23 protein-coding genes are annotated in these 24,754 nt (G+C 65.8%); 14 read left to right on the plus strand and 9 right to left on the minus strand.

Annotation, left to right across the window (positions count from 1 at the left end; translation table 11 throughout):
- The first annotated feature begins 82 nt into the window (after positions 1-82).
- From prcB to PV761_RS03640, 12 genes are all read left to right on the plus strand, one after another.
- Entirely contained in the window at positions 83-910 is an 828-nt protein-coding gene (gene prcB, locus PV761_RS03585; protein ID WP_347894449.1) for a proteasome subunit beta, read from the plus strand.
- Position 911: 1 nt separating this feature from the next.
- Positions 912-1,619, plus strand: coding sequence for a proteasome subunit alpha (gene prcA / locus PV761_RS03590; RefSeq protein WP_347894451.1), 708 nt, complete (start codon positions 912-914; stop codon positions 1,617-1,619).
- A 1-nt stretch (position 1,620) separates the two neighbouring features.
- Positions 1,621-2,985 carry a Pup--protein ligase gene (gene pafA / locus PV761_RS03595; protein WP_028269211.1) on the plus strand — a complete coding sequence of 455 codons (1,365 nt, stop codon included), beginning with the start codon at positions 1,621-1,623 and terminating at the stop codon, positions 2,983-2,985.
- Between the two features lie 111 nt (positions 2,986-3,096).
- Positions 3,097-4,026, plus strand: coding sequence for an FKBP-type peptidyl-prolyl cis-trans isomerase (locus tag PV761_RS03600; RefSeq protein WP_028269210.1), 930 nt, complete (start codon positions 3,097-3,099; stop codon positions 4,024-4,026).
- Positions 4,027-4,069: 43 nt separating this feature from the next.
- Entirely contained in the window at positions 4,070-4,465 is a 396-nt protein-coding gene (locus tag PV761_RS03605; RefSeq protein WP_028269209.1) for an FKBP-type peptidyl-prolyl cis-trans isomerase, read from the plus strand.
- 122 nt (positions 4,466-4,587) lie between these two features.
- The gene (locus tag PV761_RS03610; RefSeq protein ID WP_347894454.1) at positions 4,588-6,588 is read left to right on the plus strand and encodes a WYL domain-containing protein; all 2,001 of its coding nucleotides are present in this window, start codon (positions 4,588-4,590) and stop codon (positions 6,586-6,588) included.
- Between the two features lie 10 nt (positions 6,589-6,598).
- The gene (locus tag PV761_RS03615; RefSeq protein ID WP_347894456.1) at positions 6,599-6,976 is read left to right on the plus strand and encodes a hypothetical protein; all 378 of its coding nucleotides are present in this window, start codon (positions 6,599-6,601) and stop codon (positions 6,974-6,976) included.
- 32 nt (positions 6,977-7,008) lie between these two features.
- Complete coding sequence (gene tatA, locus PV761_RS03620; RefSeq protein ID WP_028269206.1) at positions 7,009-7,293, plus strand: Sec-independent protein translocase subunit TatA; 285 nt, start codon at positions 7,009-7,011, stop codon at positions 7,291-7,293.
- Positions 7,294-7,341: 48 nt separating this feature from the next.
- Positions 7,342-8,136 carry a twin-arginine translocase subunit TatC gene (tatC, locus tag PV761_RS03625; protein ID WP_028269205.1) on the plus strand — a complete coding sequence of 265 codons (795 nt, stop codon included), beginning with the start codon at positions 7,342-7,344 and terminating at the stop codon, positions 8,134-8,136.
- A gap of 24 nt (positions 8,137-8,160) precedes the next feature.
- Complete coding sequence (locus tag PV761_RS03630) at positions 8,161-11,049, plus strand: DEAD/DEAH box helicase (RefSeq protein WP_347894459.1); 2,889 nt, start codon at positions 8,161-8,163, stop codon at positions 11,047-11,049.
- A 63-nt stretch (positions 11,050-11,112) separates the two neighbouring features.
- Positions 11,113-12,789, plus strand: coding sequence for an amidohydrolase family protein (locus PV761_RS03635; RefSeq protein ID WP_347894461.1), 1,677 nt, complete (start codon positions 11,113-11,115; stop codon positions 12,787-12,789).
- A gap of 421 nt (positions 12,790-13,210) precedes the next feature.
- Positions 13,211-13,951, plus strand: a complete 741-nt coding sequence (locus tag PV761_RS03640; protein ID WP_347894463.1) for a polyprenol monophosphomannose synthase — start codon at positions 13,211-13,213, stop codon at positions 13,949-13,951.
- Positions 13,952-14,067: 116 nt separating this feature from the next.
- Here PV761_RS03640 and PV761_RS03645 read toward each other — a convergent pair whose 3' ends face one another.
- The 4 genes from PV761_RS03645 to PV761_RS03660 all read right to left on the minus strand — a co-directional run bounded on the left by PV761_RS03645 (position 14,068) and on the right by PV761_RS03660 (position 17,230).
- Positions 14,068-14,415 carry an RNA polymerase-binding protein RbpA gene (locus tag PV761_RS03645; RefSeq protein ID WP_026266329.1) on the minus strand — a complete coding sequence of 116 codons (348 nt, stop codon included), beginning with the start codon at positions 14,413-14,415 and terminating at the stop codon, positions 14,068-14,070.
- 265 nt (positions 14,416-14,680) lie between these two features.
- Positions 14,681-15,679: an SPFH domain-containing protein gene (locus PV761_RS03650; protein WP_347894466.1), complete on the minus strand. Its 999-nt coding sequence runs from the start codon at positions 15,677-15,679 to the stop codon at positions 14,681-14,683.
- A 115-nt stretch (positions 15,680-15,794) separates the two neighbouring features.
- Positions 15,795-16,256, minus strand: coding sequence for an NfeD family protein (locus PV761_RS03655; protein ID WP_028269200.1), 462 nt, complete (start codon positions 16,254-16,256; stop codon positions 15,795-15,797).
- A gap of 122 nt (positions 16,257-16,378) precedes the next feature.
- Complete coding sequence (locus PV761_RS03660; protein ID WP_347894468.1) at positions 16,379-17,230, minus strand: putative RNA methyltransferase; 852 nt, start codon at positions 17,228-17,230, stop codon at positions 16,379-16,381.
- 189 nt (positions 17,231-17,419) lie between these two features.
- On the opposite strand from PV761_RS03660, the gene PV761_RS03665 reads away from it, so the two are divergent.
- The gene (locus PV761_RS03665; protein WP_347894470.1) at positions 17,420-19,498 is read left to right on the plus strand and encodes a S9 family peptidase; all 2,079 of its coding nucleotides are present in this window, start codon (positions 17,420-17,422) and stop codon (positions 19,496-19,498) included.
- Here PV761_RS03665 and PV761_RS03670 read toward each other — a convergent pair.
- Both PV761_RS03670 and PV761_RS03675 read right to left on the minus strand, forming a co-directional pair.
- Positions 19,495-20,166 (minus strand): peptide deformylase, encoded by a 672-nt coding sequence (locus tag PV761_RS03670; RefSeq protein WP_347894472.1) that lies wholly within the window; start codon positions 20,164-20,166, stop codon positions 19,495-19,497. The genes PV761_RS03665 and PV761_RS03670 overlap by 4 nt on opposite strands.
- 9 nt (positions 20,167-20,175) lie before the next feature.
- The gene (locus PV761_RS03675) at positions 20,176-21,087 is read right to left on the minus strand and encodes a hypothetical protein (protein ID WP_347894474.1); all 912 of its coding nucleotides are present in this window, start codon (positions 21,085-21,087) and stop codon (positions 20,176-20,178) included.
- Positions 21,088-21,146: 59 nt separating this feature from the next.
- On the opposite strand from PV761_RS03675, the gene PV761_RS03680 reads away from it, so the two are divergent.
- Complete coding sequence (locus PV761_RS03680) at positions 21,147-21,557, plus strand: nuclear transport factor 2 family protein (protein ID WP_347894476.1); 411 nt, start codon at positions 21,147-21,149, stop codon at positions 21,555-21,557.
- On the opposite strand, the gene PV761_RS03685 is transcribed toward PV761_RS03680, so the two are convergent.
- The 3 genes from PV761_RS03685 to PV761_RS03695 are packed head-to-tail and all read right to left on the minus strand — an operon-like array spanning position 21,554 to position 24,640.
- Positions 21,554-22,708, minus strand: coding sequence for an NAD(P)/FAD-dependent oxidoreductase (locus tag PV761_RS03685; RefSeq protein ID WP_347894478.1), 1,155 nt, complete (start codon positions 22,706-22,708; stop codon positions 21,554-21,556). The genes PV761_RS03680 and PV761_RS03685 overlap by 4 nt on opposite strands.
- Complete coding sequence (locus tag PV761_RS03690; RefSeq protein WP_347894480.1) at positions 22,701-23,411, minus strand: class I SAM-dependent methyltransferase; 711 nt, start codon at positions 23,409-23,411, stop codon at positions 22,701-22,703. Before PV761_RS03690 ends, PV761_RS03685 begins: the two co-directional genes overlap by 8 nt.
- Positions 23,412-23,425: 14 nt before the next feature.
- The gene (locus PV761_RS03695; protein WP_347894482.1) at positions 23,426-24,640 is read right to left on the minus strand and encodes a type III polyketide synthase; all 1,215 of its coding nucleotides are present in this window, start codon (positions 24,638-24,640) and stop codon (positions 23,426-23,428) included.
- Between the last annotated feature and the right edge of the window lie 114 nt (positions 24,641-24,754).

Genomic DNA, 24,754 nt, shown 5'->3' on the forward strand with positions numbered 1-24,754 from the left:
AGGCTGCCCTCGCCTGAACCGGAGGGACGGCAGCCCGGACGGCCGAAGAGACGTTGACCCACCACGTTGAAGGAGTGCATCAGTGCAGGACACCACAGCCAACCAGGTAGCTGCCAACGCGACGTCATCATTCACTGAACACCTCCAACGCAACAGGCCCGGCTTACTTCCCTTCAATCAGCCGTTGCCAGCCGTTTCGGCCGGCGCCGGTTCACAGCCGCTGCAGGTGCCGCACGCCACCACCATCGTCTCGCTGACATACGGCGGCGGCGTCCTGATGGCCGGCGACCGCCGCGCCACGATGGGGAACATCATCGCGAGCAGGCACATTGAAAAGGTCTTCCCGGCCGACCGGTACTCGGTGCTGGGAATTGCCGGCACCGCAGGCATCGCCATCGACCTGACGCGGTTGTTCCAGGTGGAGCTGGAGCACTACGAAAAGATCGAAGGAACGCTGCTGAGCCTGGAGGGCAAAGCCAACCGGCTCGGCGCGATGATCCGCGGAAACCTGCCCATGGCCATGCAGGGTCTGGCCGTGGTGCCGCTCTTCGCCGGCTTCGACCTGCCGGCGGGCACCGGCCGCCTGTTTTCCTACGACGTCACCGGCGGACGATATGAGGAGCAGGAACACCACGCCGTGGGTTCCGGTTCCATGTTTGCCCGCGGAGCCCTGAAGAAACTCTGGCGGCCGGGACTTACCGAAGCCGAGGCGGTCGCTGTGGCCGTTGAAGCCCTATACGACGCGGCCGATGACGACTCGGCAACCGGCGGGCCGGACCCCGTCCGGCAATTGTGGCCGGTTGTCTACACCGTGGGCCGGACAGGCGCCAGGCGCATCCCCGAACATGATCTGGCGGCCGTGGCGGGCACCATCATCGAGGCCAGAACTGCTGCACGGCGGGAGGCCTGATATGACTCAACAGTTTTATGTGTCGCCCGAACAGCTGATGAAGGACCGTGCGGATTTCGCACGGAAGGGAATTGCCCGGGGCCGCTCCGTCGTGGTGATCAGCTGCGAAGAGGGGATTGCACTCGTTGCGGAGAATCCGTCGCCGTCGCTGCACAAAATCGGGGAGATCTACGACAAAATCGCTTTCGCCGCCGTCGGCAAGTACAACGAGTTCGAGAGCCTGCGCCAGGCGGGTGTCCGGTACGCGGACGTCCGCGGCTACTCCTATGACCGGGAAGACGTCACCGCCAGGGGACTTGCCAGCGTCTACGCGCAAAGCCTCGGCGCCGTGTTTACGGCCGAGCAGAAGCCGTTCGAAGTTGAGCTCGCTGTGGTGGAAGTCGGCGGCAACTCGGCGGACGACCACCTGTACCGGCTGACGTTCGACGGGTCGATCGCCGACGAAAAGCGCTTTATTGTGATGGGCGGCCAGGCCGACAAAGTCTCCGAAACCGTCGAGGGCGGGTGGCAGCGGGAATTGAACTTCGCCGGTGCCATCAGGCTCGCTATGAAGGGGCTCGTCACCGACAAGGAGGCCGGCGAATTGCCGGCGTCAGCCTTGGAAGTGGCGGTACTGGACCGCGCCTCAGAGAGCACCCGGGGATCCCGGCGGGCTTTCCGGCGCCTCGACGACGACGAAATCGCCGCCCTGTTGTCTGAGGAGAACTGAAATGGACAAGCGAATTTTCGGCATTGAAACCGAGTTCGGGATCTCATACTCGAGCCCTGACTCGCGTCCGCTCGCACCTGAGGAGGTGGCACGCTACCTCTTCCGCAAGGTGGTCAGCTGGGGACGATCATCCAATGTCTTCTTGACCAACGGTTCCCGGCTGTACCTCGATGTGGGGTCCCACCCCGAGTACGCAACCGCCGAATGTGATGACCTGGCGCAGTTGATCGCCCACGACCGCGCAGGCGAACTGATCCTGGACGACCTCGTGGACGAGGCACAGGAACGACTTGCCGCCGAAGGGTTCAACGGCACGGTCTACCTCTTTAAGAACAACACCGACTCCGCAGGCAATTCCTACGGCAGCCATGAGAACTACCTCATACCCCGCCGCGGTGAATTCTCGAGGCTGGCGGAGATCCTGATTCCCTTCCTGGTGACACGCCAGCTGATCGCCGGTGCCGGAAAGATCCTCAAGACCCCGCACGGTGCCACCTTCGCTTTTTCGCAGCGCGCGGACCACATCTGGGAAGGCGTTTCGTCGGCCACCACCCGGTCGCGTCCCATCATCAACACCCGGGACGAGCCGCACGCAGACGCGGAATTTTACCGCCGCCTCCACGTGATCGTGGGTGACTCCAACATGTCCGAAACCACGGCCCTGATGAAAGTCGGCACCGTGGACCTGATCCTTCGGATGATCGAGGCGGGCGTGATCATGCGGGACATGCGGATGGAGAATCCGATCCGCAGCATCCGCGAGATCTCCCACGACCTCAGCGGCAGGGCGCTCATCCGGCTTGCCAACGGACGGCAGTTGACGGCTCTGGAGATCCAGCGCGAGTACCTGAACAAAGTGACGTCGTTCGTCGCCGAAAACGGCGCACACAACCAGCACGTGCCCCTCATCCTGGACCTGTGGGAACGGACGCTCACTGCCATCGAGAGCGGGGACACCAGCACGATCGACACCGAGATCGACTGGGCCATCAAGAAGAAGCTGATGGACAGCTACCGCAACCGGCACGGACTCGGCCTGGACGCGCCGAGGATCGCCCAGCTGGACCTCACCTACCACGACATTTCGCGCACGCGCGGGCTCTACTACCTGCTGCAGTCCAGGGGAGCCGTCCGCCGGGTGGTGGACGACACAGCCGTCAAGGATGCCGTCGATGCGCCGCCGCAGACCACCCGCGCCAAGCTCCGGGGCGACTTTGTCCGCCGCGCCCAGGAACTGGGCCGCGACTACACCGTTGACTGGGTGCATCTGAAGCTGAACGACCGGGCCCACCAGACCATCCTGTGCAAGGATCCGTTCCGCAACGTGGACGAGCGGGTGGACGCCCTGCTGGACTCTATGGGCTGATACCCAGCTTCAGGGGCTATTCTGGATGGGGCCGTTTATCCGGCCCCGACTGCGTTGCCGCGCGCACCACTCGCGGCAACGCATCCATCTTGCCCCGACGAAAGTTCTTACGTGCGCCGACTACTAGCAATTCTCATTCCCGGACTGCTGCTGATCACCGCCTGCGGCGGATCGCCTGCAGCCCCGGAACCCACCAGCCAGTCTGCTGGCGAGACCGCCAAGCTCGACTCCCTGAAGCTTACGGACAACGGGGACAAGAAGGCACCTGGCGTCGAATTCGACAAGCCCCTGGACGTGAAGGAACCCACCGTGAAGGTGGTCACCGAGGGTACCGGAGAGCGCCTGAAGGCCAACCAGATCGCCGACATCTCCATCCTCGCCGTCAGCGGCAAGGACGGCAGCACGCTCGAGGACACCTTTGCCAAGGACCCCGAGCCGCTTGAGCTGAACGACGCCCTCAAGACCGGCAACGCCGTGATCTACAACGCCTTTGTTGGCGCCAAAATCGGTTCGCAGCTTGCCCTCGCCGTGCCGGGCCAGGCCGCCCAGGGAGGCACCGAGGCCGGCCCCACGCAGCTGCTTGTTGTGAAGGTGCTCGCCGCCAAGGATGCCCCGAAGGTGCTGGACAAGCCGGAGGGTGAGACGGTCACGCCGCCCGCCGGACTGCCGACCGTCAAGGAAAACGACAAGGGAATCCCGGAGATCTCGGTCGACGGTGTCAAGGCACCGACAGCCCTCGTCTCGCAGGACCTGATCAAGGGCACCGGTCCGGCCGTCAAGGAAACCGACACGCTGACCGTCAACTACGTGGGCGTCACCCTCAACGGCGGAACCAAGTTTGATTCCAGCTTCGACCGCGGCGAAAAAGCCAGCTTCCCGCTGACCGGCGTTATCAAGGGCTGGACCCAGGGCCTCGCCGGCAAGACCGTGGGCTCCCGTGTCCTCCTGGTCATCCCGAAGGACCTCGCCTACGGTGACGCCGGACAGGGTGAAGCCAAGGGCGATCTGGTGTTCGTCGTCGATATCCTCGGCGTCAAGTAAGCCACCCAACTTCCAAGCCAACCCAAACCAAGAAGGAGCAAACATGTCATTTGGACAGCGCAATTTCGACCGCCAGAAGCCGGAAATTGACTTCCCCGAGGGGGATGTCCCCACCGAACTGGTGATCACCGACCTCATTGAGGGCGACGGAGCCGAGGCCAAGCCGGGCGACACCGTCTCCACCCACTATGTCGGAGTCGCCTGGTCCACCGGCGAAGAATTCGACGCGTCGTGGGGCCGCGGTGCACCGCTGGACTTCCGCGTTGGCGTTGGCCAGGTCATCCAGGGCTGGGACCAGGGCCTGCTGGGCATGAAGGTCGGCGGCCGCCGCCGCCTGGAAATTCCCTCCGAGCTCGCCTACGGTTCCCGCGGTGCCGGCGGAGCGATCGGACCCAACGAAGCACTGATCTTCGTTGTGGACCTCGTCGGAGTCCGCTAAACGGACGACGGCCCGGCACCAACCGGACACGCCTAGGAAGCGCGGTAACAATCGGAAGGAAATTTCCGTTTGTTGCCGCGCTTTCGGCGTTAAGGCGCAACGGCTTTAGTAACGTAGCCAAGGTGTCCGCCTCACGTACAGAACGCCTCCTGAACCTGCTCATCGCGCTCCTCAACACCCGCTACGGCCTGCGGCGCAGTGAACTGCGCGACAAGGTGTACCACGACACGAGCAGCAGCGAGGTTGCCTTCGGCCGCATGTTCGAGCGGGACAAGAGCGACCTCCGCCAGTTCGGCTTCGACGTCGAAACAGTGATGGACCAGGGCTGGGGCTCCGACGATCCCGCCACGACGCGCTACCGCATCGGCAAGGAGTCCAACCGGCTCCCCGACGTCAGCCTCACCTCCGCCGAATGCACGGTGCTCATCCTGGCGGCCCAGCTCTGGGAGCAGGCCGCACTCGGATCGGCGGCGCAAGACGCCATGCGCAAGCTGCAGGCGGCCGGCGGCCTCACGGAGGCCGAACTCCCGGCCGGCGTTCAGCCACGGATCAAACCCGCCGGCCAGGCCTTTGAGGACCTGATCAGGGCGATGCACGCCCAGCATCCCGTCAGCTTCACCTACCTGGCCGGCAGCACAGGCCGTGAAGAGGCCCGGACCGTTGAGCCCTGGGGCCTGGGCAGCCGCTTCGGGCAGTGGTACCTGGTGGGCTTTGACCGGGCCCGTCACGCGAAGCGTTTCTTCCGGCTCTCCCGTTTTACGTCCGCCGTAGCTGTCCTGGACAAGGACCACTACATGCGGCCCCAAGGCTTCAACGTCCGGCTGGAACTGGACTCCCTCCCCGAACTGCCGGTGCAGTCCGCGGTCGTGGACGTGGCCGAAGGCAGGGTGCTCGGCCTGCGCAAGCGCGTCACCGCAGCCGCCGCACACACCCCGCCGGACGTGCCGCTGGACGCGCCCGACGCCGGGTGGGACCGGCTCAGCGTCCCTTTCCGGGATGCTGAGGTGCTGGGCGAGGAACTCGCCTCCTACGGGCCCAACGTGGTGGTCCGTGCGCCTAACGAACTGGTATCGGCAGTCCGGAGGAGGCTGCAGGCGGCAGCGGACTTCGCGGCATCTCCGGTGCCCGCGGTCGCCTTCTCGGAAGCTGCCCCGGCGAAGCGCCCGCGGAAGCGAACGTCCGAGGACCAGCTCAAGCGGATGCTTCAGCTGGTCCCGTTCCTGGTCCACAACCAGGGCCTGCACATCACTGAGGTTGCTTCCAGTTTCGGCGTGACCAGGAGGGAACTGGAAGACGACCTGCGGATCCTGATCTGCTCCGGCCTGCCCGAGGGGTACCCGGACGATCTCCTGGACATTCAGTGGGAGGACGACCACGTCTACATCACCCAGGACCTTGACCTCAATCGTCCGGTCCGGTTCACGGTGGACGAGGCATGCGCACTCCTGACCGGCCTGGAGACCCTCAACGGCCTGCCTGAGCTCGCAGAGGGGAACGCCCTGGAGTCCGTCACGGTGAAACTGATGGCGGCCGCGGGGGAGGAGGGCCTGAAGGCAGCATCCATCGCCGGACCGCAGGTGGGTCCGGCGAATTCCGCGGACCTTGCCACGATCCGGCAGGCCATTGCGGACGGCCGGCAGTTGCACCTCACCTACTTCTCCGCGCAACGCGACTCCATGTCCGAGCGGGATGTCGACCCGCTGCGGCTCTATTCACTGGACAACACCTGGTATTTCGAGGCCTACTGCCACAGCGCACACGGGCTCCGGAACTTCCGCCTGGACCGCATCGAGAGCCTGGAACCGAACGGCCGGCCCGTGACCGAAGCGGCGAAGCCCGCAGAGGGCTTCCCGGTGAAACTCTTCACCCCGAACGACGACGACACTCTGGTCATCGTGGAACTGGCGCCACAGGGCATCGGACTCGCCGACGACTACTACTCGGAGCGGACGGCTCCGCTCCCCACCGGCGGTGTCCTGGCCGAAATCAGGTTCGGCAGCACCGGGTGGCTGCCGACGTTCGTCGCCCAGCACGGCGGAGCCGTCCGTATCCTTGCGCCGGCCAGCCTGGCTGAGGCTGCCAGTGACTGGATCGGCGCGGCTTTGGCCCGCTACGGCGGCTAGACTACTCAGCATGCCTTGGTGGTCTTGGATCCTGATCTGGATAGCGCTCGTAGCCGTTTCCCTTCTTTTCTATGTGCTGTTGGGAATAAGGCTGTTCAGGCAATTCATGGCCACGGCCAGGGACCTGGGCGCTGCCGGTGAACGCTTCGGCGCACCGCTCGCCAGCCTCACCGACCCTGCATCGTTGCCGGGCCAGGCGCCCGAGGGGGAGCACGGCCCGGGACGCCACCCGGTGGCCGGTTCAGCGGTTTTTGCCTCGCCGATGCAGATGAGACATGATTACCTCACGTCCAAATCCTCCCGCAGGGATGAACGCCGCCGCCGGCGCGTTCAGCGCAAAGCGGACCGTGGCCAGCTCCAGGCGCTGCGCGACATCGATTTCGGTTAGACGTAGGATGTATTTCGAGGAAAGGACTTCCAGTGGGACGACTCTTTGATGGCCCTTGGCCCATCGTCATTATTATCATCGTGGCTCTGCTTCTCTTTGCTGCACCCAAGCTTCCGGCCATGGCCCGCAGCCTCGGCCAGTCAATGCGGATCATCAAGTCCGAGGTCAAGGAAATGAAGAACGACGGCAAGCCCGAGGCCAAGGACGGCACGGACCCGGTTGAAGGCAAAATCGTCAACCACCCGCAGTCCCGGCCGCAAAACGGTGAGTCCGGCAGCGCCGACGGAACCGACGTTCCGCCGTCGAACCGCGTTTGACCTGAAGTGGCACTGACGAAGGGCCGTAAATCCAACCCTGAGGGCCGCATGGCCCTGATGGACCACCTTAAGGAGCTCAAGAACCGGCTCATTAAGTCGGCCATTGGACTCGTCATAGGCGGCATCGGGGGCTGGATCCTTTACGACCCGGTTTTGAGCGCCCTGAAGGAACCCGTCGATCGGATCGCCGAGACAACCGGCGGCACCTCTTCGGTGAACTTCTCGAGCATTGCGTCGCCGTTTGACTTCAAACTGCAGCTTTCGCTGCTGATCGGCGCCGTCATCTCGAGCCCCATCTGGATCTACCAGCTGTGGGCCTTCATCACCCCCGGCCTTACCAAGAAGGAACGGCACTACACGCTCGGCTATATGGCCGCAGCCGTGCCGCTCTTCCTTGCCGGCGTCTGGGTTGGCTGGATGGTGACGCCGCAGGTCGTGCGCGCGCTGACCCAGTTCACGCCTGCCGGGTTCTCCAACCTCATCGATGCCCGCGACTATGTCGACTTCGTCACCCGCATGGTCCTGTTCCTTGGGCTCGCGTTCCTGGTCCCCGTGGTCCTGGTCGGCGTCAACATGGCCGGCATCATCAGGGGCGAGACCATCCTGAAAGCATGGCGCATCACAGTCTTCCTGGTGTTCGTGCTGGCCGCCGTCGCGGCGCCGGGAGCGGACGCACTGTCCATGTTCCTGCTCGCAGGCCCGCTGCTTGCACTGTTTTTCGCCGCCATCGGACTCTGTATCTTCAACGACCGGCGCCGGGACCGTAAGGCTGCGAAGATCGCCGCCGAAACTGACGCGACGGCCGACGTCGCGACGCCCGGCTCGGAACTGGGGAAACTGTAGCCCCTCGCCCACTAGGCTGGAAGTATGTCCTCCACAACCGGGCCACAGTCGCCATCCGAACTCTATCGGGCCAGTGCCGAACGGACCGCAGAAGCCAACACGTACCTCGGCGCGTTCGTCCGCACGCTGGATTTCGAACTCGACGATTTCCAGCGCCAGGCCTGTAAATCCCTGCAACAGGGCAGGGGAGTGCTGGTCGCGGCCCCCACCGGTGCCGGCAAGACCATCGTGGGGGAGTTCGCCATCTATCTGGCACTCCAGCGCGGCCTCAAGGCCTTCTACACCACCCCGATCAAGGCGCTGAGCAACCAGAAGTACTCGGAGCTGGCGGACAAATACGGCGCGGAGAACGTTGGACTCCTGACGGGCGATACCAGCATCAATGGCGACGCCCCGGTTGTTGTGATGACAACCGAAGTCCTGCGGAACATGCTCTACGCGGATTCAGACACCCTGGACGACCTCGGCTTCGTTGTCATGGACGAGGTCCACTACCTCGCTGACCGGTTCCGCGGCGCCGTCTGGGAAGAAGTCATCATCCACCTGCCGAGCGAAGTCCAGGTGGTTTCGCTGAGCGCCACAGTCTCCAACGCCGAGGAGTTCGGTGCATGGCTTGACACTGTCCGCGGACACACCGAAGTCATTGTTACCGAGCACCGGCCGGTGCCGCTCTGGCAGCACGTCATGGTGGGACGCGAGATCGTGGACCTCTTCGCGGGCGAAACCACCTTCGATGAAATTGCCCCCGAAGGCGAATCGAACCCCGGCGCAACGGCCATGACGGCCAACGTCGCCCTCGAACGGGGATTTGAAGTGAACCCGGACCTGCTGGCAATGGCACGCACCGAGAGCCAGATGAATTCACGGGCCCGCTTCGGCCATGGCGGCCGCAGCCAGCGTCGCCAGCAGAACCAGCGCGGCGACCGCTCCCAAGCGGGCCAGCAGGGTGCCGTCCGCAAGGCCAGCCGCCCCCAGGTCATCGCCAGCCTGGACCGGCAGGACCTGCTGCCCTCCATCACTTTCATCTTCTCCCGCGCCGGCTGCGACGCTGCAGTGGCCCAATGCGTCGCGGCAGGTTTGTGGCTGACCACCGAGCGGGAACAACAGATCATCGCCAGCCGCGTTGACGAAGCGGCACAGGACATCCCCTCTGACGATCTGGACGTCCTCGGATTCTGGAGTTGGCGGGATGGACTCCTGCGTGGCCTGGCAGCCCACCATGCAGGAATGCTCCCGACGTTCAAGGAAGTCGTGGAGAAACTCTTCGTCGAAGGCCTGGTCAAGGCGGTCTTCGCCACCGAAACCCTTGCGCTGGGTGTCAACATGCCGGCACGTTCGGTGGTGCTCGAAAAGCTGGACAAGTTCAACGGAGAAGCCCACGTTGGCATCACCGCCGGCGAGTACACCCAGCTCACCGGCCGCGCCGGACGCCGCGGCATCGATGTCGAAGGCCACGCCGTGGTGCTCTGGCAGCCCGGGACGGACCCCACGGCAGTGGCAGGCCTCGCATCCCGCCGAACCTACCCCCTGAACTCGAGCTTCCGCCCCACGTACAACATGAGCATCAACCTCCTGGCGCAGTTCGGCCGGCCGCGCGCGCGGGAAATCCTGGAATCCTCGTTTGCCCAGTTCCAGGCGGACCGTTCCGTGGTTGGCCTGGCCAAGCAGGTCCGAAGCAGGGAGGAATCCCTGGCCGGCTTCCAGAAATCCATGACCTGCCATCTCGGGGACTTCACCGAGTACTCCCGGCTTCGGCGGGAACTTTCGGACACCGAAAACGCCGCCTCCCGCAGCACCTCGAAGGCCCGCAAGTCCATTACCGAGGACTCCCTGAGCAGGCTCCTCCCCGGCGACGTGGTGGACGTGCCGACAGGCAGGGCACCCGGCCTGGCCGTGGTGCTCGGCTCAGACCACAACTCCCGCGAGCCGCGCCCCGCCGTGCTGACGCTGGACAACCAGTTACGCAGGATTGGCATCCACGACCTTGAAGGACCCATCACCCCGGTGACCCGGGTCCGCATCCCCAAGTCGTTCAACGCGAAGGTGCCCAAGTCGCGCAAGGACCTGGCGTCGTCGGTGCGCAACGCCATCCGGGAAAACCGTCCCCCTGCGCCCGGCAACACCCGCAACACTGATTTCGGCAGGGCGGCGGCCCTGCCGGACCAAGAGAAGCGGATTACCGAACTACGGCTGGCCCTGCGGTCCCATCCCTGCCACGGGTGTAGTGAACGCGAGGATCACGCGCGCTGGTCGGAGCGCTGGTTGAAGCTTCGCCGCGAAACGGACGGACTGGTCCGCGAAATCCAGGGCCGGACCAACACCATCGCCAAGACGTTTGACCGCGTCTGCGACCTTCTCTCCAGCTACGGCTACCTCGAAACGTCCGATTCGGGAAGGGTGTCCATCAACGCCGACGGCCAGAAGCTGCGCCGGATCTACGGCGAAAAGGACCTCCTTATTTCCCAGTCCCTGCGGCAAGGTGCGTTCAGCGACCTCGACGCCACCGAAGTGGCGGCCCTGGCGAGCGTGCTGGTTTTCCAGGCCAAGCGGGAAGAACGCGGACTGCGGCCCCGGATGCCCAGCGTGTCGCTGGAGACCGCCGTCGACATCGTCGTCAGGGAATGGTCCATGCTGGAGGACGCCGAGGAGGAGAACAAGCTTCCGTTGACCGGTGAACCGGAGCTGGGCCTCGTGTGGCCCATCTTCAAGTGGGCCAAGGGCAGGCATCTCCAGGAAGTCCTCAGCGGCACGGACCTGGCAGCCGGCGACTTTGTCCGGTGGGTCAAGCAGGTCATCGACCTCCTGGACCAGCTGGCAAAGATCCCCGGCCTGGATCCGAGGCTCTCACGGCTCTGTTCGGAGGCCATCATCCTGGTGCGCCGCGGCGTGGTCGCCTACTCCACCGTGGTGTGACCCCCACCGGACCCGTCCGCAGATTTTCCACTACTTCAAGGCTGCTTAGGAGCACCACACAACATGACTGACGCACGGGCGGACCAGCCGGCCGGAGAACGCAAAGTGACGCTATACCGCAATGGTTCCGTCTATACCGCTGCAGACCCGTTTGCCACCGCCATGATGGTGGACGGCGACACCGTGGCGTGGGTCGGTTCAGAGCAGGCAGCCACGTCCATCGCCGATTCGTCGATGGACATCGTCGACCTCCACGGCGCGCTCCTGGCGCCCGGATTTGTTGACTCACACGTCCACCTGACTGAAACGGGCATTGCCCTGGACTCACTGCAGCTGGCCGGAGTGCGCTCGGCCGCCGAACTCCTGGACGCTGTGGCTGCCTCCGTTGCGGGGTCGTCAGCCGATGCCGGCGCCACCGTCCTGGGCCATGGGTGGGACGAGAGCAATTGGTCCGACCCGGCCCTGCCCAGCCGCGAGGAACTGGAACGCGCGGCGGGGGGCCGGCGGGTCTATCTTTCGCGCGTCGACGCCCATTCCGCACTGGTCTCTTCCGCCTTGGCCGAAGCAGCAGGCCTCGCCGGGCTGGACGGATACTCGGCCGGCAGCCAGGTGAAGCGGCATGCCCACACGTCGGCCAGGCTTGCAGCGCGGCAGCTGCCGGACGGGGACCTGCGGAACTACCAGTCCCGCGCCTTGGCCGAAGCCGCCGCAAACGGCTACGTGGCAGTGGCGGAAATGGCCGCGCCGCATATCGGCAGCGCCGCAGACCTGCGGATTGCAGCCGGTTGGAACGGCCCGGATGCCCTCGGGAAGCCGACGCCTGAGGTCCTCCCGTACTGGGGCCAGCTGGCCGGGTCCGAGGAGGATGCCCGCGCTATCCTGGACGGCCTCGGCGCCGCCGTGCGCGGGCTCGCCGGGGACCTGAACATTGACGGTTCCATCGGGTCCCGGACTGCCGCGCTCAGGGACGACTACGGCGATGCTTCGGGAGAACGCGGCAGCCTCTACCTGTCCGTCGACCAGGCAGCCGCGCACTTGGCCGCCTGCTCCCTGCTGGGCATCCAAGGGGGCTTCCACGTCATCGGCGACGCAGGACTCGACGCAGCCCTGGACGCTCTGGACCGGGCGGCCGCGGAAGTGGGGGAGCAGCGGGTCAGGGCCGCCGGCCACCGGTTCGAACATGTGGAAATGGCCGACGCCGACGCAATCGAGCGGCTGGCCAAATACTCAGTGACGGTCAGCGTGCAGCCGGGATTCGACGCCGCATGGGGCGGGGCCGGCCGTCTCTATCAGGAACGGCTGGGGCACCGGGAACGCGGGATGAACGCCTTCGCATCGTTCTATGCCGCAGGAGTTCCCATCAGCTTCGGCAGCGACAGTCCTGTCACTCCGCTCAACCCTTGGGCCAGCGTCCGCGCCTGCCTCGAACACAGCAATCCGGAACAGCGCATCTCAGCGCGGGCCGCGTTCCTTGGCCACACCAGGGCCGGCTGGCGGGCAGCCAAGTACCGCAACCCGATGGCCGGCCAGCTGGTACCGGGCGCGCCGGCCAGTTTCGCCGTCTGGGAAGTGGAGGAACTCATGGTGCAGGTTGCGGACGGCCGGGTTCAGTCCTGGAGTACGGACCCCCGGGCGCGCACACCGTTGCTCCCGGCACTGGACACCGGTACCGATCCTGTGTGCCTGCAGACCGTCCGGGACGGACAGGAGCTGTTCACAAACGGCTCCCTGCGGTCATAGACCGAAAAGCTTACCGGCGCGCCGTATGCTCCTGACCTGCAGGTATGCCCAAACCTGCAGGTCAAACCCGGGTTGACACTGCCGGGGCTGTCCGTAGCATTGAGTCGCAACGGACGGAACCAATAGTCAAGGGGCTCCGTCTGGCCGCGTGACCCGCCAGCAGGATGCCCAGCCGGACCTGCCGTCGGGCCAGACCGTGGCAGTCCCGGGGGCAGGTCCACTTCGCAGCAGAAAACAGTTCCGCCGAGGCACATCGCATCCGGACGCAACTGGCCCGAGGCATGTGGACCTGCCCGCGGCCCGCCCGCGTGACGCGCCCCATCAGCGCAAACTCCCTATAATGGTGACTTGCGCCTTAAAGCCCTCACTTCCATCTGGCTTCCTGGCGCGTGACCGCTCCCATCAAGGAAAGGGCCTCGCTGTGCGTGTCCTCACCATCATCCCCACCTATAACGAGCTGGAATCGTTGCCCAAGACACTCGCACGCCTGCGTGCAGCCGTCCCGGCTTCCGATGTGCTGGTGGTGGACGACAACAGCCCGGACGGCACCGGACAGCTTGCGGACGGCATCGCCGCGGAGGATACCCAGGTCCACGTTCTCCACCGCCAAGGCAAGGCCGGCCTGGGGGCGGCCTACATTGCCGGCTTCAAGTGGGGGCTGGAAGCCGGGTACGACATCCTGGTGGAAATGGACGCCGACGGATCCCACCAGCCCGAGCAGCTGCAGCAGCTCCTGGACGCCGTGGAAGAGGGCGCAGACCTCGCCATGGGCTCCCGGTGGGTGCCGGGCGGCAGCGTGGTCAACTGGCCGCTGTACCGCCAAGCCATCTCACGGATCGGCAGCACCTACGCCCGGCTTATGCTGGGCATCAAAATCAAGGACGTCACAGGCGGCTTCCGCGCCTTCCGGCGGACGACGCTTGAGAAGCTCAACCTCGACCAGGTGGACTCCGTGGGCTACGGATTCCAGGTGGACCTGGCCTGGCGGGTGGCCAAAATGGGCCTGAAGATCGTGGAACGCCCCATCACGTTCGTGGAGCGGGAACTCGGAGCTTCCAAGATGAGCGGCAATATCGTGGTGGAAGCCATGATCAACGTCACCAAGTGGGGACTCACCGCCCGTTGGCGGAAGCTCACAGGCCGCGGTTCGGCTGCGTCCTAGGCCACCGGTGCTGAACGTCCGGCACTAGCCGGACACAAGAAAAGGGCCGGGCCCGTAACCTCTCTGATGAGGTACGGGCCCGGCCCTTTGCGTTCTCGACTTCGCGGGACGCTTGGTTAGGCCGAGCGGCGTTCGCCGCGGCGTTCGCGAAGGATCGTCAGACGGTCCTCGAGGATCTGCTCGAGCTCAGGCAGTGAGCGGCGTTCCAGGAGCATGTCCCAGTGCGTGCGCACGGCCTTCTCGTTGCTGTTGACGGGGCGTTCGCCGTCAACGAGCAAGGCTTCCTTGCCCGTCTTCGAAACCCACACCGGGGGAATCTCGGCTTCGGAAGAGAAGGTAACGAAGACCTGTTCGCCGTCCTCGCAACGATACTCAACCCGCTGGCGCGGAGCCGGCTCAACACCGGATTCGGTCTCCATGCTCTGTGCGCCAAGACGCATGCCCCGAAGGCTGCGGTCGCTCATGATTTCTCCCTTTGGTCGGTTCGCGGAGCGAGGCTCCGCGCTAGCCGGGGCAGCTCACGCCTCGGACTACTGTTTGCACTGCCCTGCATCAATAGACACAACGCTTTGCCAAGCTTGATTGTTCCAGCAGGTCTGAACCAGCCGGACAAATATCCTATTATACGGGCTTATTTCCCGGCGCGTAAAGCCGGACCCTGCCGCAGGCAAAAGCGGGGGAGGCGCCCGCAACGCGGACGCCTCCCTGGCCAATGCCGGACGCGGCTGCCTACAGAGGCTGCCGCGGGTCCCCGGGCTGCGTGCCCCCGTGCTTGGCGGCGGTTCCGGCACCAGTGCCGTCGTCCGCGTTGGTGCCACTTCCGCCGTCGAAGAGACCGCCGGTGCGGGAGTCAGCATTGTTGCCTCCGAGGACATTGCCGATGCCCTTCAGGGCTTCTCCGACTTCGCTGGGGATGATCCAGAGCTTATTGGAGGAACCTTCGGCCAGCTTGGGCAGTGTCTGCAGGTACTGATACGCCAGGAGCTTGTTGTCCGGGTTGCCCTTGTGGATTGCGTCGAATACTTTCTGGATGGCCTGGGCTTCGCCGTCGGCGCGGAGGATGGCAGCCTTGGCATCACCTTCGGCTTTCAGGATGGAAGACTGGCGCTGCCCTTCCGCCGTGAGGATGGCCGACTGCTTGGTGCCCTCAGCCGTGAGGATGGCTGCGCGGCGGTCGCGCTCGGCACGCATCTGCTTTTCCATCGAGTCCTGGATGGAGTGGGGCGGATCAATGGCCTTCAGTTCCACACGGGAAACCCGGATGCCCCAGCGTCCGGTAGCTTCATCCAGGACACCGCGGAGCTGGCCGTTGATCTGGTCGCGTGAGGTCAGCGCCTCTTCGAGGTTCAGGCCGCCAACAACATTTCGGAGCGTGGTGGTGGTCAGCTGTTCCACCGCCTGGATGTAGTTCGCAATCTCGTACGTGGCCGCCCTCGCGTCAGTGACCTGGAAATAGACGACGGTGTCAATGGAGACGACGAGGTTGTCCTCGGTGATCACCGGCTGCGGGGGGAATGACACAACCTGCTCGCGAAGGTCCAGGAGCGGCAGGAGCCTGTCCACGAAGGGAATCAGGATGGTGAGGCCCGGGAGCAGGGTGCGCTGGTACTTACCGAGCCGTTCCACGACGCCGGCGCGGGCCTGCGGGACGATCCGCACCGACCGGACCAGCACTATTATTACGAACGCAACGAGAACCAGCAGCACGATTGCGACTGCGATATCCATACATCACCTATTCCCCAGTTATGTGCCTTGCTATGTTCGCGGCGGCGGTCCGCCGCGTGCCCGGCGCCGGTGGCGGCTGCCGGAAAAATGTTCCTGCCTGCTGGTGCTGCTGGTCCTACTGGACGGCCGTCTCCGGCTGTGGCGCCACCACCGCGGTGGCTCCTTCGATGGCCGAAACCACCACCCGCTGCCCGGCGTTCAGGACACCGTTCTCCGAGCGTGCGCTCCAGACGTCGCCGCCGATCTTGACCAGCCCGGAGGAGGTGCTGACGGTTTCCATCACGAGGGCGGACTCGCCGATCAGCCGGTCGATGTTGGTCCGCTGATCCGCGGGCCCCTTCTTCAGGTGCTTCAATGCAACCGGACGAACGAAGACCACCATCAACAGGGAAACAACGCAGAAGACCACGATCTGCAGCCAGAAGTCGGCACCGGCGAAATCAGCCAGCAGGCCGGCCAGCGCTCCGCCTCCAAGCATGATGAAGAACAAGTCCAGGGTGAGCATTTCCACCACGGCAAACGCCAGGAAGACGGTGAGCCACAGTGCCCACCAGTTCTCGCCAAGCCATTCAAACATGCGTGCCCCCTTCGTCCCCGGGGCTGCGGACGCAGGCCCTCAGTAACTGTGCTTCCATCCTAGACCGAAGCTGCGGGGCGCAGGAGGGGACTGTCAGGCACGGTCGGAAAGTAGTCAACTCGTTATGAGGCCGCCTGCTTCAGGGGTTCAAACACGCTGATTCGGAACCGGGCCGAGACCTGAGTGAGGGGCGGCAGCCCGGCGATGATGGCGTCCAGCGCTGCGGGGTCCAGATGGTGGCCGGCCGGCCCCATCAGGGCCAGGTTGCCGACGTCGGCCGGTTCAAGCCCCAGATCCAGGTCCAGCTCCCGGGTGGAGCGCTGGGCAAAATGTCCGCCGAGGGAGGCGGCAAGCCGCTCCTCCTTGGCCGGCTCGATCCCGAGCATGCCGGTCTGACCCGCTATTTCGGCAAGGTGGCCGGACCGCGGGGTCACCACAATCAGCCGCCCGCCGGGGCGGAGCACGCGGGCGAATTCCGCGGCGTTCCTCGGCGCGAAAACCACCGTGACGACGTCGACGGCGGCGTCCGCGACGGGAAGCGGCTGCCAGACGTCGCTGACAAGGTTGACGGCGTCGGGATTCATCCGGGCCGCACGCCGCAGCGCGAATTTGGAAATATCGAGGCCAATGGCGGACGCAGGGGCCGCCGCCAGCAGGGCATTCAGGTAATGTCCGGTTCCTGTTCCGGCATCCAGCACCGCAGCGTCCGCCCCGCCCAGCGCGGGGGCGGCCAGTTCCGCGACCGCGTCGGCCAGTGGCCGGTAATGCCCGTTGGACAGGAAGTCGAAGCGGGCGGCAACCATGGCCGCCGTATCGGCTTCGAAAACAGTGCCCTTGCCCACCAGCAAGTTGAAGTAGCCCTGCCTGGCAGCGTCAAAACTGTGGCCTTCCGGGCACGCCAGCCGGTTGCCCCGGAGGCCCAGGCTGGTTCGGCAGACGGGGCACAGGAGCAAACGGGCGGCGTCGGGAAGCATGCACCCCATCCTAGGGCCGCGGCGGCAGCAGCCCTTCCCGGCGCCCAGCTGCCGGAAACTCCCCGACCCGGCGCGGCATCCCCGGTGCAACATCCTCGCCGCAGCATCCCCGGCGCAGCATCCCGGTGCGGCATCGCCGGCGGCGTGAGGTATTTCACAGGTCATGCGTGAGCCGTTAGGCTCACAGGCGTGAAGCCTGAACATCTGCCCCTGCTGAAGTCCGTTTCCGCCCCCGCCGTCCACCCTGACGGCAGCCGGGCCGTGGTTTCGGTGGTCCGCCCCGATTTCGACGCCGACACCTACGTGGGCCAGCTCTGGACTGTGCCGCTGGATCCGGAGAAGCTGCCCCGCCGGCTGACCCGCGGTTTCCGCGACACCTCCCCGGCCTTTTCTCCGGACGGGCTGGTACTGGCCTTCCTGCGCGCAACGGCGGGCGGGAGTCCGCAGCTTTATGTCGTGGAGGCGGCCGGCGGCGAACCGCAGGTCCTCACCAACGCCAAGCTCGGCGTCTCATCCTTTGCCTGGTCTCCCGATTCGCACAGCATCGTCTTCGGTGCCAGAACGCCCGACGACGGCCGGTACGGCACCCTGGACGGCGTATCCGCAGGTGCTGAGGATGCAAGGCTGATCACGGACTACCAATACAGGATGAACGGCGTCGGGTATACGGCGGACAAGCCTCTTCAGCTCTTCATCGTGGACGTCCCGGAACTGGACGACGAGCCCCGGGTGCCGCCCGTTGGGCGGGCCCTGAAGAACCGCAAACCGGCAGCGAAAGATCCGGCGGGCTCCGGTCCGGCAGCAGACGCCGAAGCCCACGAAGCCGCCGACGCGGCGGCGGGCGACCTGCTCCCGGCCCCCCGGCAACTGACCTTCGCCGCGGCAGACCACTGCGGTGAATCGTTCAGCGCCGACGGACAATCCGTGTACTTCATTGCTGCCCTTCACGAAGGCAGTGACCGGGACCTGGAAGCCGGCGTGTACCGGGTGGCAGCCTCGGGCGGTGAGCCGGAATCCGTCAAGGCCGCCAACAGCGGGCGCCAGACGGTCGGTGCCGTGCGCCAGTCCAAAAACGGGAAGTGGCTGTTCTACACCGCCCAGGAACTCGGCGAGTCCGGGCAGGACTTCGTGGCACGGAATACGGCCCTCTACGTCATGCCGGCCGAAGGCGGCGAAGCCACCGTCCTCAGCGACGTGGAAACGATGGACCTCACCGAAGGCGCCGGGGGATTGGAGCTCCGCGGCCCGGATTCGGTACTCCTCCTGAACAACGCGCAGGGAACCGTGGAGCTGCTGGAGTTCGGAGCAACAGGCAACCACTCGCTGCTGGTACACGGAGACCGGGTCGTCACCGGCGCTGCGTCCGCTGGCGGCTCGCTGTTCGTCAGTTTTTGCGACGCCGCCACAGCAGGCGACGTCGCGGCGCTGGAGGACGGCCAGTTGAGGCTGTTGACGGATTTTTCAGCCGAACTGCGGCTTCGGGCCGAGATTATTGAGCCCCGGGAGCTGACCTTCGATGCGGCGGACGGCTACCCGGTCCACGGCTGGCTGGTGCTGCCGCCTGGAAAGGGTCCGCACCCCGTCCTGCTGAACATCCATGGCGGCCCGTTCTCGCAGTACACCGTGGCACTGTTCGACGAAGCCCAGGTCTACGCCGCCGCCGGCTACGCGGTGCTCATGTGCAACCCCCGCGGCTCTGCCGGTTACGGCCAGGCACACGGGCGTGCCATCAAGGAAAAGATGGGAACCGTGGACATGCAGGACGTCCTGTCCTTTCTCGACGGCGCCCTGGCAAAGTTCCAGGAGCTGGACGGCGGTGCGCTCGGGATCATGGGTGGTTCCTACGGTGGCTACCTCACGGCGTGGACCATCAGCCAGGACCACCGCTTCAAAGCAGCCATCGTGGAGCGCGGATTCCTCGATCCGGTGAGCTTTGTGGGCTCCTCGGATATCGGCTGGTTCTTCGGTGGCGAGTACACCGGCACCTCAGCTGAACAGATGGCCGCCCAAAGCCCCATGGCCACCGTCCGCACCGTCCGCACGCCGTCGCTGGTCATCCACAGCGAAGACGACCTCCGCTGCCCGGTGGAACAGGGCCAGCGGTACTTCACGGCGCTCAAGCAGCAGGGCGTGGACGCTGCGTTCCTCGTCTTCCCGGGCGAAAACCACGAGCTCTCCCGGTCAGGTACCCCGCACCACCGGAAGCAGCGCTTCGAGGAAATCCTTCGCTGGTGGGCCCGCTACCTGCCCACCAAGGCCAACCCCTAGTCAGCGGCTTCGTCCGGCAGGAAACCCAACTCCTGCCGGGCACGGTCAATGTCCGGGTGGGCCCACCGCGCACCGTATTCAGCGTTGTTGCTGAGGGAGCGCAGCTCAGCCTTGTCGATGTAGAGCACTCCCCGCAGGTGGTCAGTCTCGTGCTGGACGATACGCGCCTGCCAGCCGGAGAAAACCCGCTGCAGCGTGGTGCCGGTTGCGTCGGTGAAGTCGAGGCGCACTGACTCGTGCCGCGACACCACGGCCTGCAGGCCCTGCAGCGACAGGCAACCTTCGTAGAAAGCCGCTGCGCCGGTCCCCACCGGTGCATAGCTCGGGTTGATGACCGCAAGGAACTCCAGCGGTGTCCGGTTTCTGACGGCGGCAATATCGGCGTCGACGTCGTATTCGTCCTCGAGGACAGCGAGCTGCAGGGGAATGCCCAGCTGGGGAGCCGCCAGGCCGACACCGGGCGCGTCATGCATCACCTCGCGCATCAGCGCGACGAGCGCCGCGAGTTCGGCGCTGTCCAGCTGGCCGTCGTACGGTGCAGCTTGCTGCCGGAGCACCGGATGGCCGGCCTGCACAATGGGCGGAAGCACCCCGGCTGCGAGGATCTCCTGGACTGTTTCCCTGATCCGGGCGTTGCTGAACGGGGTGGGGTTTGCGACATGAAGCATGGGAAAAGCCTAGTGCGCCGGGCAGGCCGCCGTGACGAACGCGTGGATCCGGCCCGTCAGGTCGGCACCGGCGGGAACCTTGAACACACCGCGCCGTCCGCCCACATCGAGGCGCAGGGGCAGCAGGGTTCCCACCTTGTCTTCAGCGACGGCATGCGGATCGCAGCGGGCGGGGCGGAACCGGAGACGGAACTCACCGGGGCTCCCGCCGGCAACAACCGTGATTCCTTGCGGCCACGGAGCGTCCGGGGCTTCGGACAGAAGGGTGGTGCCCTCGATGCTTTCGATGACCAGGGAACGCGGTGTTCCGGCTTCGGCCGCGCGGGGCGTCACCTGAAGGCGTACGACGGCGGTCCGGCCGTCCGCCGCGACCTCCAGTTCCGGGGCGAGATTTATCCGGGCGATGCGCCCGGCGTCCTGCGCGAGGCAGAGTTCAGAGCGGTTCCGTGCCAGGACTCCGAAGGGGTCCGCTGCCGGCATTTTCACGTCACTGGTTGTGGAGCCCTGGCGGTAGGAGACCTTCACCTGCGCCGGTGCCGCGCCGGCCGAGGGGGCTGCGTCAGCATCCGCCCCGGGGCTGCCGCAGGAGGGCGCCGGCAGGGTGGCCGGCAGGCTCTTTGTCTGACCCGGCGGCACCTCCGTGCCCTCCGGCTTTGCCCGCCAGGATGTGCCCGCCGGGAACAGGGAACTGGACATGTCAGCGCTGAAGACCGTCAGGGACACGGACGAGGTGTTGCTGACCTGGATCTCGATGATCTGGCTGCCGTAGTTGTCCCTGAACTGGTTGAGTTCCGCAGTCAGCGGAGCGGCCCCTTCCGCGTCCGGGCTGCAGCCCCGCAGTGCCGTAACTGCCACCGCAGCAGCCAGTACGACGGCGGCTGTTGCCGGCCACCGTCGCCTCGCTTGCGCTGCGCCGTCCATGCCAGCAGTCTAAAGGCCCCGTTGAATCCGGGCGGCGGGCTATGGGCTAGCCTCGTTCCATGAACGAACAGACCCCGCTCGACTGTGTCCTTGGATTTGTCCGCGCCATTGAGGCCGGCGGCGGCGCGGCTGAAGTGGACAGCTTCCTGGCCGAGGACTTCACTCTGGTTGAGGCGCCGCAAGTGCTCGCGCCGGAAGGGTCCGTGCGCAGCCGTGTGCAGGTGCTGGCGGGGGCGGACCAGAGCCGTCAGGTGGTGTCCGGTCAGCGGTTCGACGTCCGGCGGACCACGTGTGAAGGAAGCCGCGTGGTGCTCGAGGCGGACTGGTCGGCCACGCTGCTGATGAACCTTCGATTCTGGGACGCCGGCGATACTATCCGGGCCCGGACCACATCGGTGTTCGAGGTCCGCGACGGACGAATCACCAGTCAGGACAGTTACGACTGCTATTACACCGCTGAACTGCGCTAGTGCATGGTGAAACGGGCGGCCACGCGTGCATTGACCGCCGGCACGCCCGCGGCACAGCCGATGAGCCGGTTCCGGACTGTCCACCACGGACGCTGCAGCGGCCTGCCAAGCGCCATGTTGATTTCGGCCTGGCGGGCGGCCGTCGCGGCCGCCCGCAGCCTGTGACCTTCAAACGACCGGAGATCCCGCTCCCGTCCGGTCCGGGCCAGCCGGCGGAGGATGAACGGCACCAGGTCAGCAGCATCCAGCCAGCCCAGGTTCATGCCCTGGCCGCCGATAGGGCTGATTTCGTGGGCGGCGTCTCCGATGAGCGTGACCCTGCCGTGGACCATGCGCTCCACCAGCCGGGTCCGGGCGCCGAAGCTGCTCAGCATCGAATTCGTGCCGGCGTCGACCGCGACGCCGGTCCGCTCCAGCACTATCCGCGCCAGGCCGCCGGGAGTCGACGCCTCCGGATCAGCTCCAGCAACGGCCGGTGCGCCCGGCAACCTGGCCACCCAACGCCGCACTCCGCCCGGCAACGGAAAGGACTCCACGATGCCGGCGGCTTCCAGGAACAGGGCTGCGTCCGGGCCGAACGCCGTGCTGTCGGCGAAGTCTCCCATCAGGTACCTGTCGCGGTACACCTTCAGCCGGGCTGGGGCCTCCAGCAGCTGGCGGACCGTGGAACGGACCCCGTCCGCGGCCACCGCCAGGGACGCATGAATCCTGGATTCCCCGCCTGCGGTGAGGACGTCCACCGCAACGGACGAACCGTCGTCGTGCATTCCCGTCACGGTTGCGCCGCGGACAAGCGCCCCGCCGTCCAGCTCCCGGACGCGCCGCTCCAGGGCGGCTTCCGTTCTGGCCTGCGGCACGGATAACACGAACGGGTAGCGCCGGGACACGGAGTCGAAGGACATTCCCGCCAGCTCCACGCCGCCCCCGATGGCAACACCGCGGCGGATCCGGACTCCCTCGGCTATTAGGCCGGATGCTACGCCGACGCCATCGAGGGCCTCCAGCGACGGGGGATGGATGCCGATGGCGCGGGAGTGGGTGTTGGGCTCCGAGCGCTGTTCCAGGATCCGGACCGACATCCCGTGCTGCAGCAGAAGGGCTGCCAGGAACATCCCCACCGGGCCGCCGCCCACCACCACGACGTCAAGCACCGCTATCGGTCCGGTCCAGGGTGAGCAGATTGCGGAAGGGGAAACGGGGCGCAACGGCCCAGCCCGGGGGAGCGGACGCCTTCAGTTCCGCCGCCGTGTAGCTGCGGCGGATGGACGTCAAACCGTCGTCCCTGATGAAGGAACCGGGAAACGGCCATGACACGGCGTAGAACAGCGCGTACGCGGCGGTGCTGCGGCGGATGTCGTTGTGGAGGACCGGGCCGCGGGACAACATGGCCGATTCGGCGAGGAAATGCGGAAGGTCAGCCGTGTCCAGGTGGTGCAGGACGTGATTGGACACAACGGCATCGTAGCGCCGCCCCTCGGCTACCAGTTCGGCAGTTGACGCCTGCCGGAACGTCACGCCGTCGACGCGCCTGCGGCGCAGGGCGAACTCGAAGGCCCGGCGGTCCGGATCAATGGCAGTGATCTCCACTCTTCGCCGGTCCCGGGCCGCCCACGCCGCCAAGATCAGGGGCACGTCCCCGCCGCCGCAGCCGATGTCCAGCAGGGTGGTCACACCGGTAGTTGACAGGACGGGCCGGAGATGGGTCCGGTAGATTCCGCGCCACCCGGCAATGGCCCGGTTCACTACGGGAAACTGCGCGTACGTGCGGTCCAGCCGCGCCGGATCACAGCCGGGACGGTCCATTTGCTCCACAGCGTGGACGTCACGCTCGCGCAGCCATCCCGGGCCGGTCATCAGGCGGGCCGCCATCAGAGGAGCGACGGCTCAGTCCGTGCTGCAGCCTGCCGCGTTGCCGTGGACTCCTCGGCTGCCCCGGGTGAAGATCCTGCCAGCGGTGCACGCAACTTGGTGAACATCGCCGTTTCCACAGTGAGGCCCGGCCCGAACGCCATTGAACAGATGCGTTCGTCGCCGTCCTGCGGCGGGAGTCCGGCAATGTGTTTGAGGACAAAAAGCACCGTGGCACTGCTCATATTGCCGAATTTGCGGAGGGTTTCCCGTGCAGGAACCAGCTGCTCGTCCGTGAGCTCAAGCCGGGACTGCACCTTGTCCAGGATGCTCCTGCCGCCGGGGTGGATGGCCCAGTGGGTGATGTCCCGGTAGGGGAGTCCCCGCAGGGATTCATCGCGCGCAAGCAGTGGCTCCAGGGCTCCGATGATGTGGTCGTCGATGATGTGGGGGACGTAGTTGCCCAGCACCATCTCGAACCCTTCGTCGCCGATGTTCCATGCCATGGATTCCTCGCCGACGGGCGTGAGCACGGTTTCGAAGTGGTCCAGCTGCAACAGGGGCTCTCCGTCGGTGATGTCCCTGGCCGAGACGACCGCGGCGGCGGCACCGTCCGCAAACAGCGCCGAGCCCATGATGGTGTCGGGGTCGTTGGACGTGCGGACGTGGAGCGAACAGAGCTCGGCGCAGACCACCAGGACAACGGCGTCGGGGTCTGCCTCGCAGAAGGATTTAGCTGCACGCAAGGCCGGAAAAGCCGCATAACAGCCCATGAAGCCGAGGTGGTAGCGCTGCACGGCCGGGTTCAGGCCCAGCGCACGGACGATTTTGTAGTCGGGGCCGGGGTTGAAGAAACCGGTGCACGAGACCGTCACCAGATGGGTGATGTCGGCTGCCTCGACGCCGGCGCAGGCAGCAAGTGCTGCATTGGCAGCCTCCACGAAGAGCTTGGTGGCTTCACGGCCGAAGATGTCGTTCCTGACCTTCGTACTGGGGCTCAGGACCAGGCCGGTATCGGGGTCAAAAAACTGCGGATCGTCGGCACGGCTGTCCTTGGTCAGCTCCGTGACGGCGGTATGGCGGGTGTCGATGGCGGCGGAATCAAAACAGGTGTTCACGAGCCGCGACCCCAGCCTGGTCAGCCCCGGCTGGGCGGCAAACACATCACGGGCCTCGGACTGAATGAGTACGGTGGGCGGGACAGCAGTTTCCAGGGATCTCAGGTAGACCGTCATGGTTCATTCTCAGTGAGCTTTCGCCTTAAGACAATGGTGGTTACCATACGGTAGGAAGCCCGGCGGGCTCCTCGGAGCTGGTTAGATTGAGCCAGGTGACCGCCCGGCGAATGC

Source organism: Arthrobacter sp. CC3, from assembly GCF_039907775.1.
Lineage (GTDB): Bacteria > Actinomycetota > Actinomycetes > Actinomycetales > Micrococcaceae > Arthrobacter.

Bases quoted from the DNA above. Each gene is read 5' to 3' on its own strand.
- prcA (WP_347894451.1), top strand. From the start codon at position 912: ATGACTCAACAGTTTTATGTGTCGCCCGAACAGCTGATGAAGGACCGT.
- pafA (WP_028269211.1), top strand. From the start codon at position 1,621: ATGGACAAGCGAATTTTCGGCATTGAAACCGAGTTCGGGATCTCATAC.
- PV761_RS03605 (WP_028269209.1), top strand. From the start codon at position 4,070: ATGTCATTTGGACAGCGCAATTTCGACCGCCAGAAGCCGGAAATTGAC.
- PV761_RS03615 (WP_347894456.1), top strand. From the start codon at position 6,599: ATGCCTTGGTGGTCTTGGATCCTGATCTGGATAGCGCTCGTAGCCGTT.
- tatC (WP_028269205.1), top strand. From the start codon at position 7,342: ATGGCCCTGATGGACCACCTTAAGGAGCTCAAGAACCGGCTCATTAAG.
- PV761_RS03630 (WP_347894459.1), top strand. From the start codon at position 8,161: ATGTCCTCCACAACCGGGCCACAGTCGCCATCCGAACTCTATCGGGCC.
- PV761_RS03635 (WP_347894461.1), top strand. From the start codon at position 11,113: ATGACTGACGCACGGGCGGACCAGCCGGCCGGAGAACGCAAAGTGACG.
- PV761_RS03645 (WP_026266329.1), bottom strand. From the start codon at position 14,415: ATGAGCGACCGCAGCCTTCGGGGCATGCGTCTTGGCGCACAGAGCATG.
- PV761_RS03650 (WP_347894466.1), bottom strand. From the start codon at position 15,679: ATGGATATCGCAGTCGCAATCGTGCTGCTGGTTCTCGTTGCGTTCGTA.
- PV761_RS03655 (WP_028269200.1), bottom strand. From the start codon at position 16,256: ATGTTTGAATGGCTTGGCGAGAACTGGTGGGCACTGTGGCTCACCGTC.
- PV761_RS03660 (WP_347894468.1), bottom strand. From the start codon at position 17,230: ATGCTTCCCGACGCCGCCCGTTTGCTCCTGTGCCCCGTCTGCCGAACC.
- PV761_RS03670 (WP_347894472.1), bottom strand. From the start codon at position 20,166: ATGCTTCATGTCGCAAACCCCACCCCGTTCAGCAACGCCCGGATCAGG.
- PV761_RS03675 (WP_347894474.1), bottom strand. From the start codon at position 21,087: ATGGACGGCGCAGCGCAAGCGAGGCGACGGTGGCCGGCAACAGCCGCC.
- PV761_RS03680 (WP_347894476.1), top strand. From the start codon at position 21,147: ATGAACGAACAGACCCCGCTCGACTGTGTCCTTGGATTTGTCCGCGCC.
- PV761_RS03690 (WP_347894480.1), bottom strand. From the start codon at position 23,411: ATGACCGGCCCGGGATGGCTGCGCGAGCGTGACGTCCACGCTGTGGAG.
- PV761_RS03695 (WP_347894482.1), bottom strand. From the start codon at position 24,640: ATGACGGTCTACCTGAGATCCCTGGAAACTGCTGTCCCGCCCACCGTA.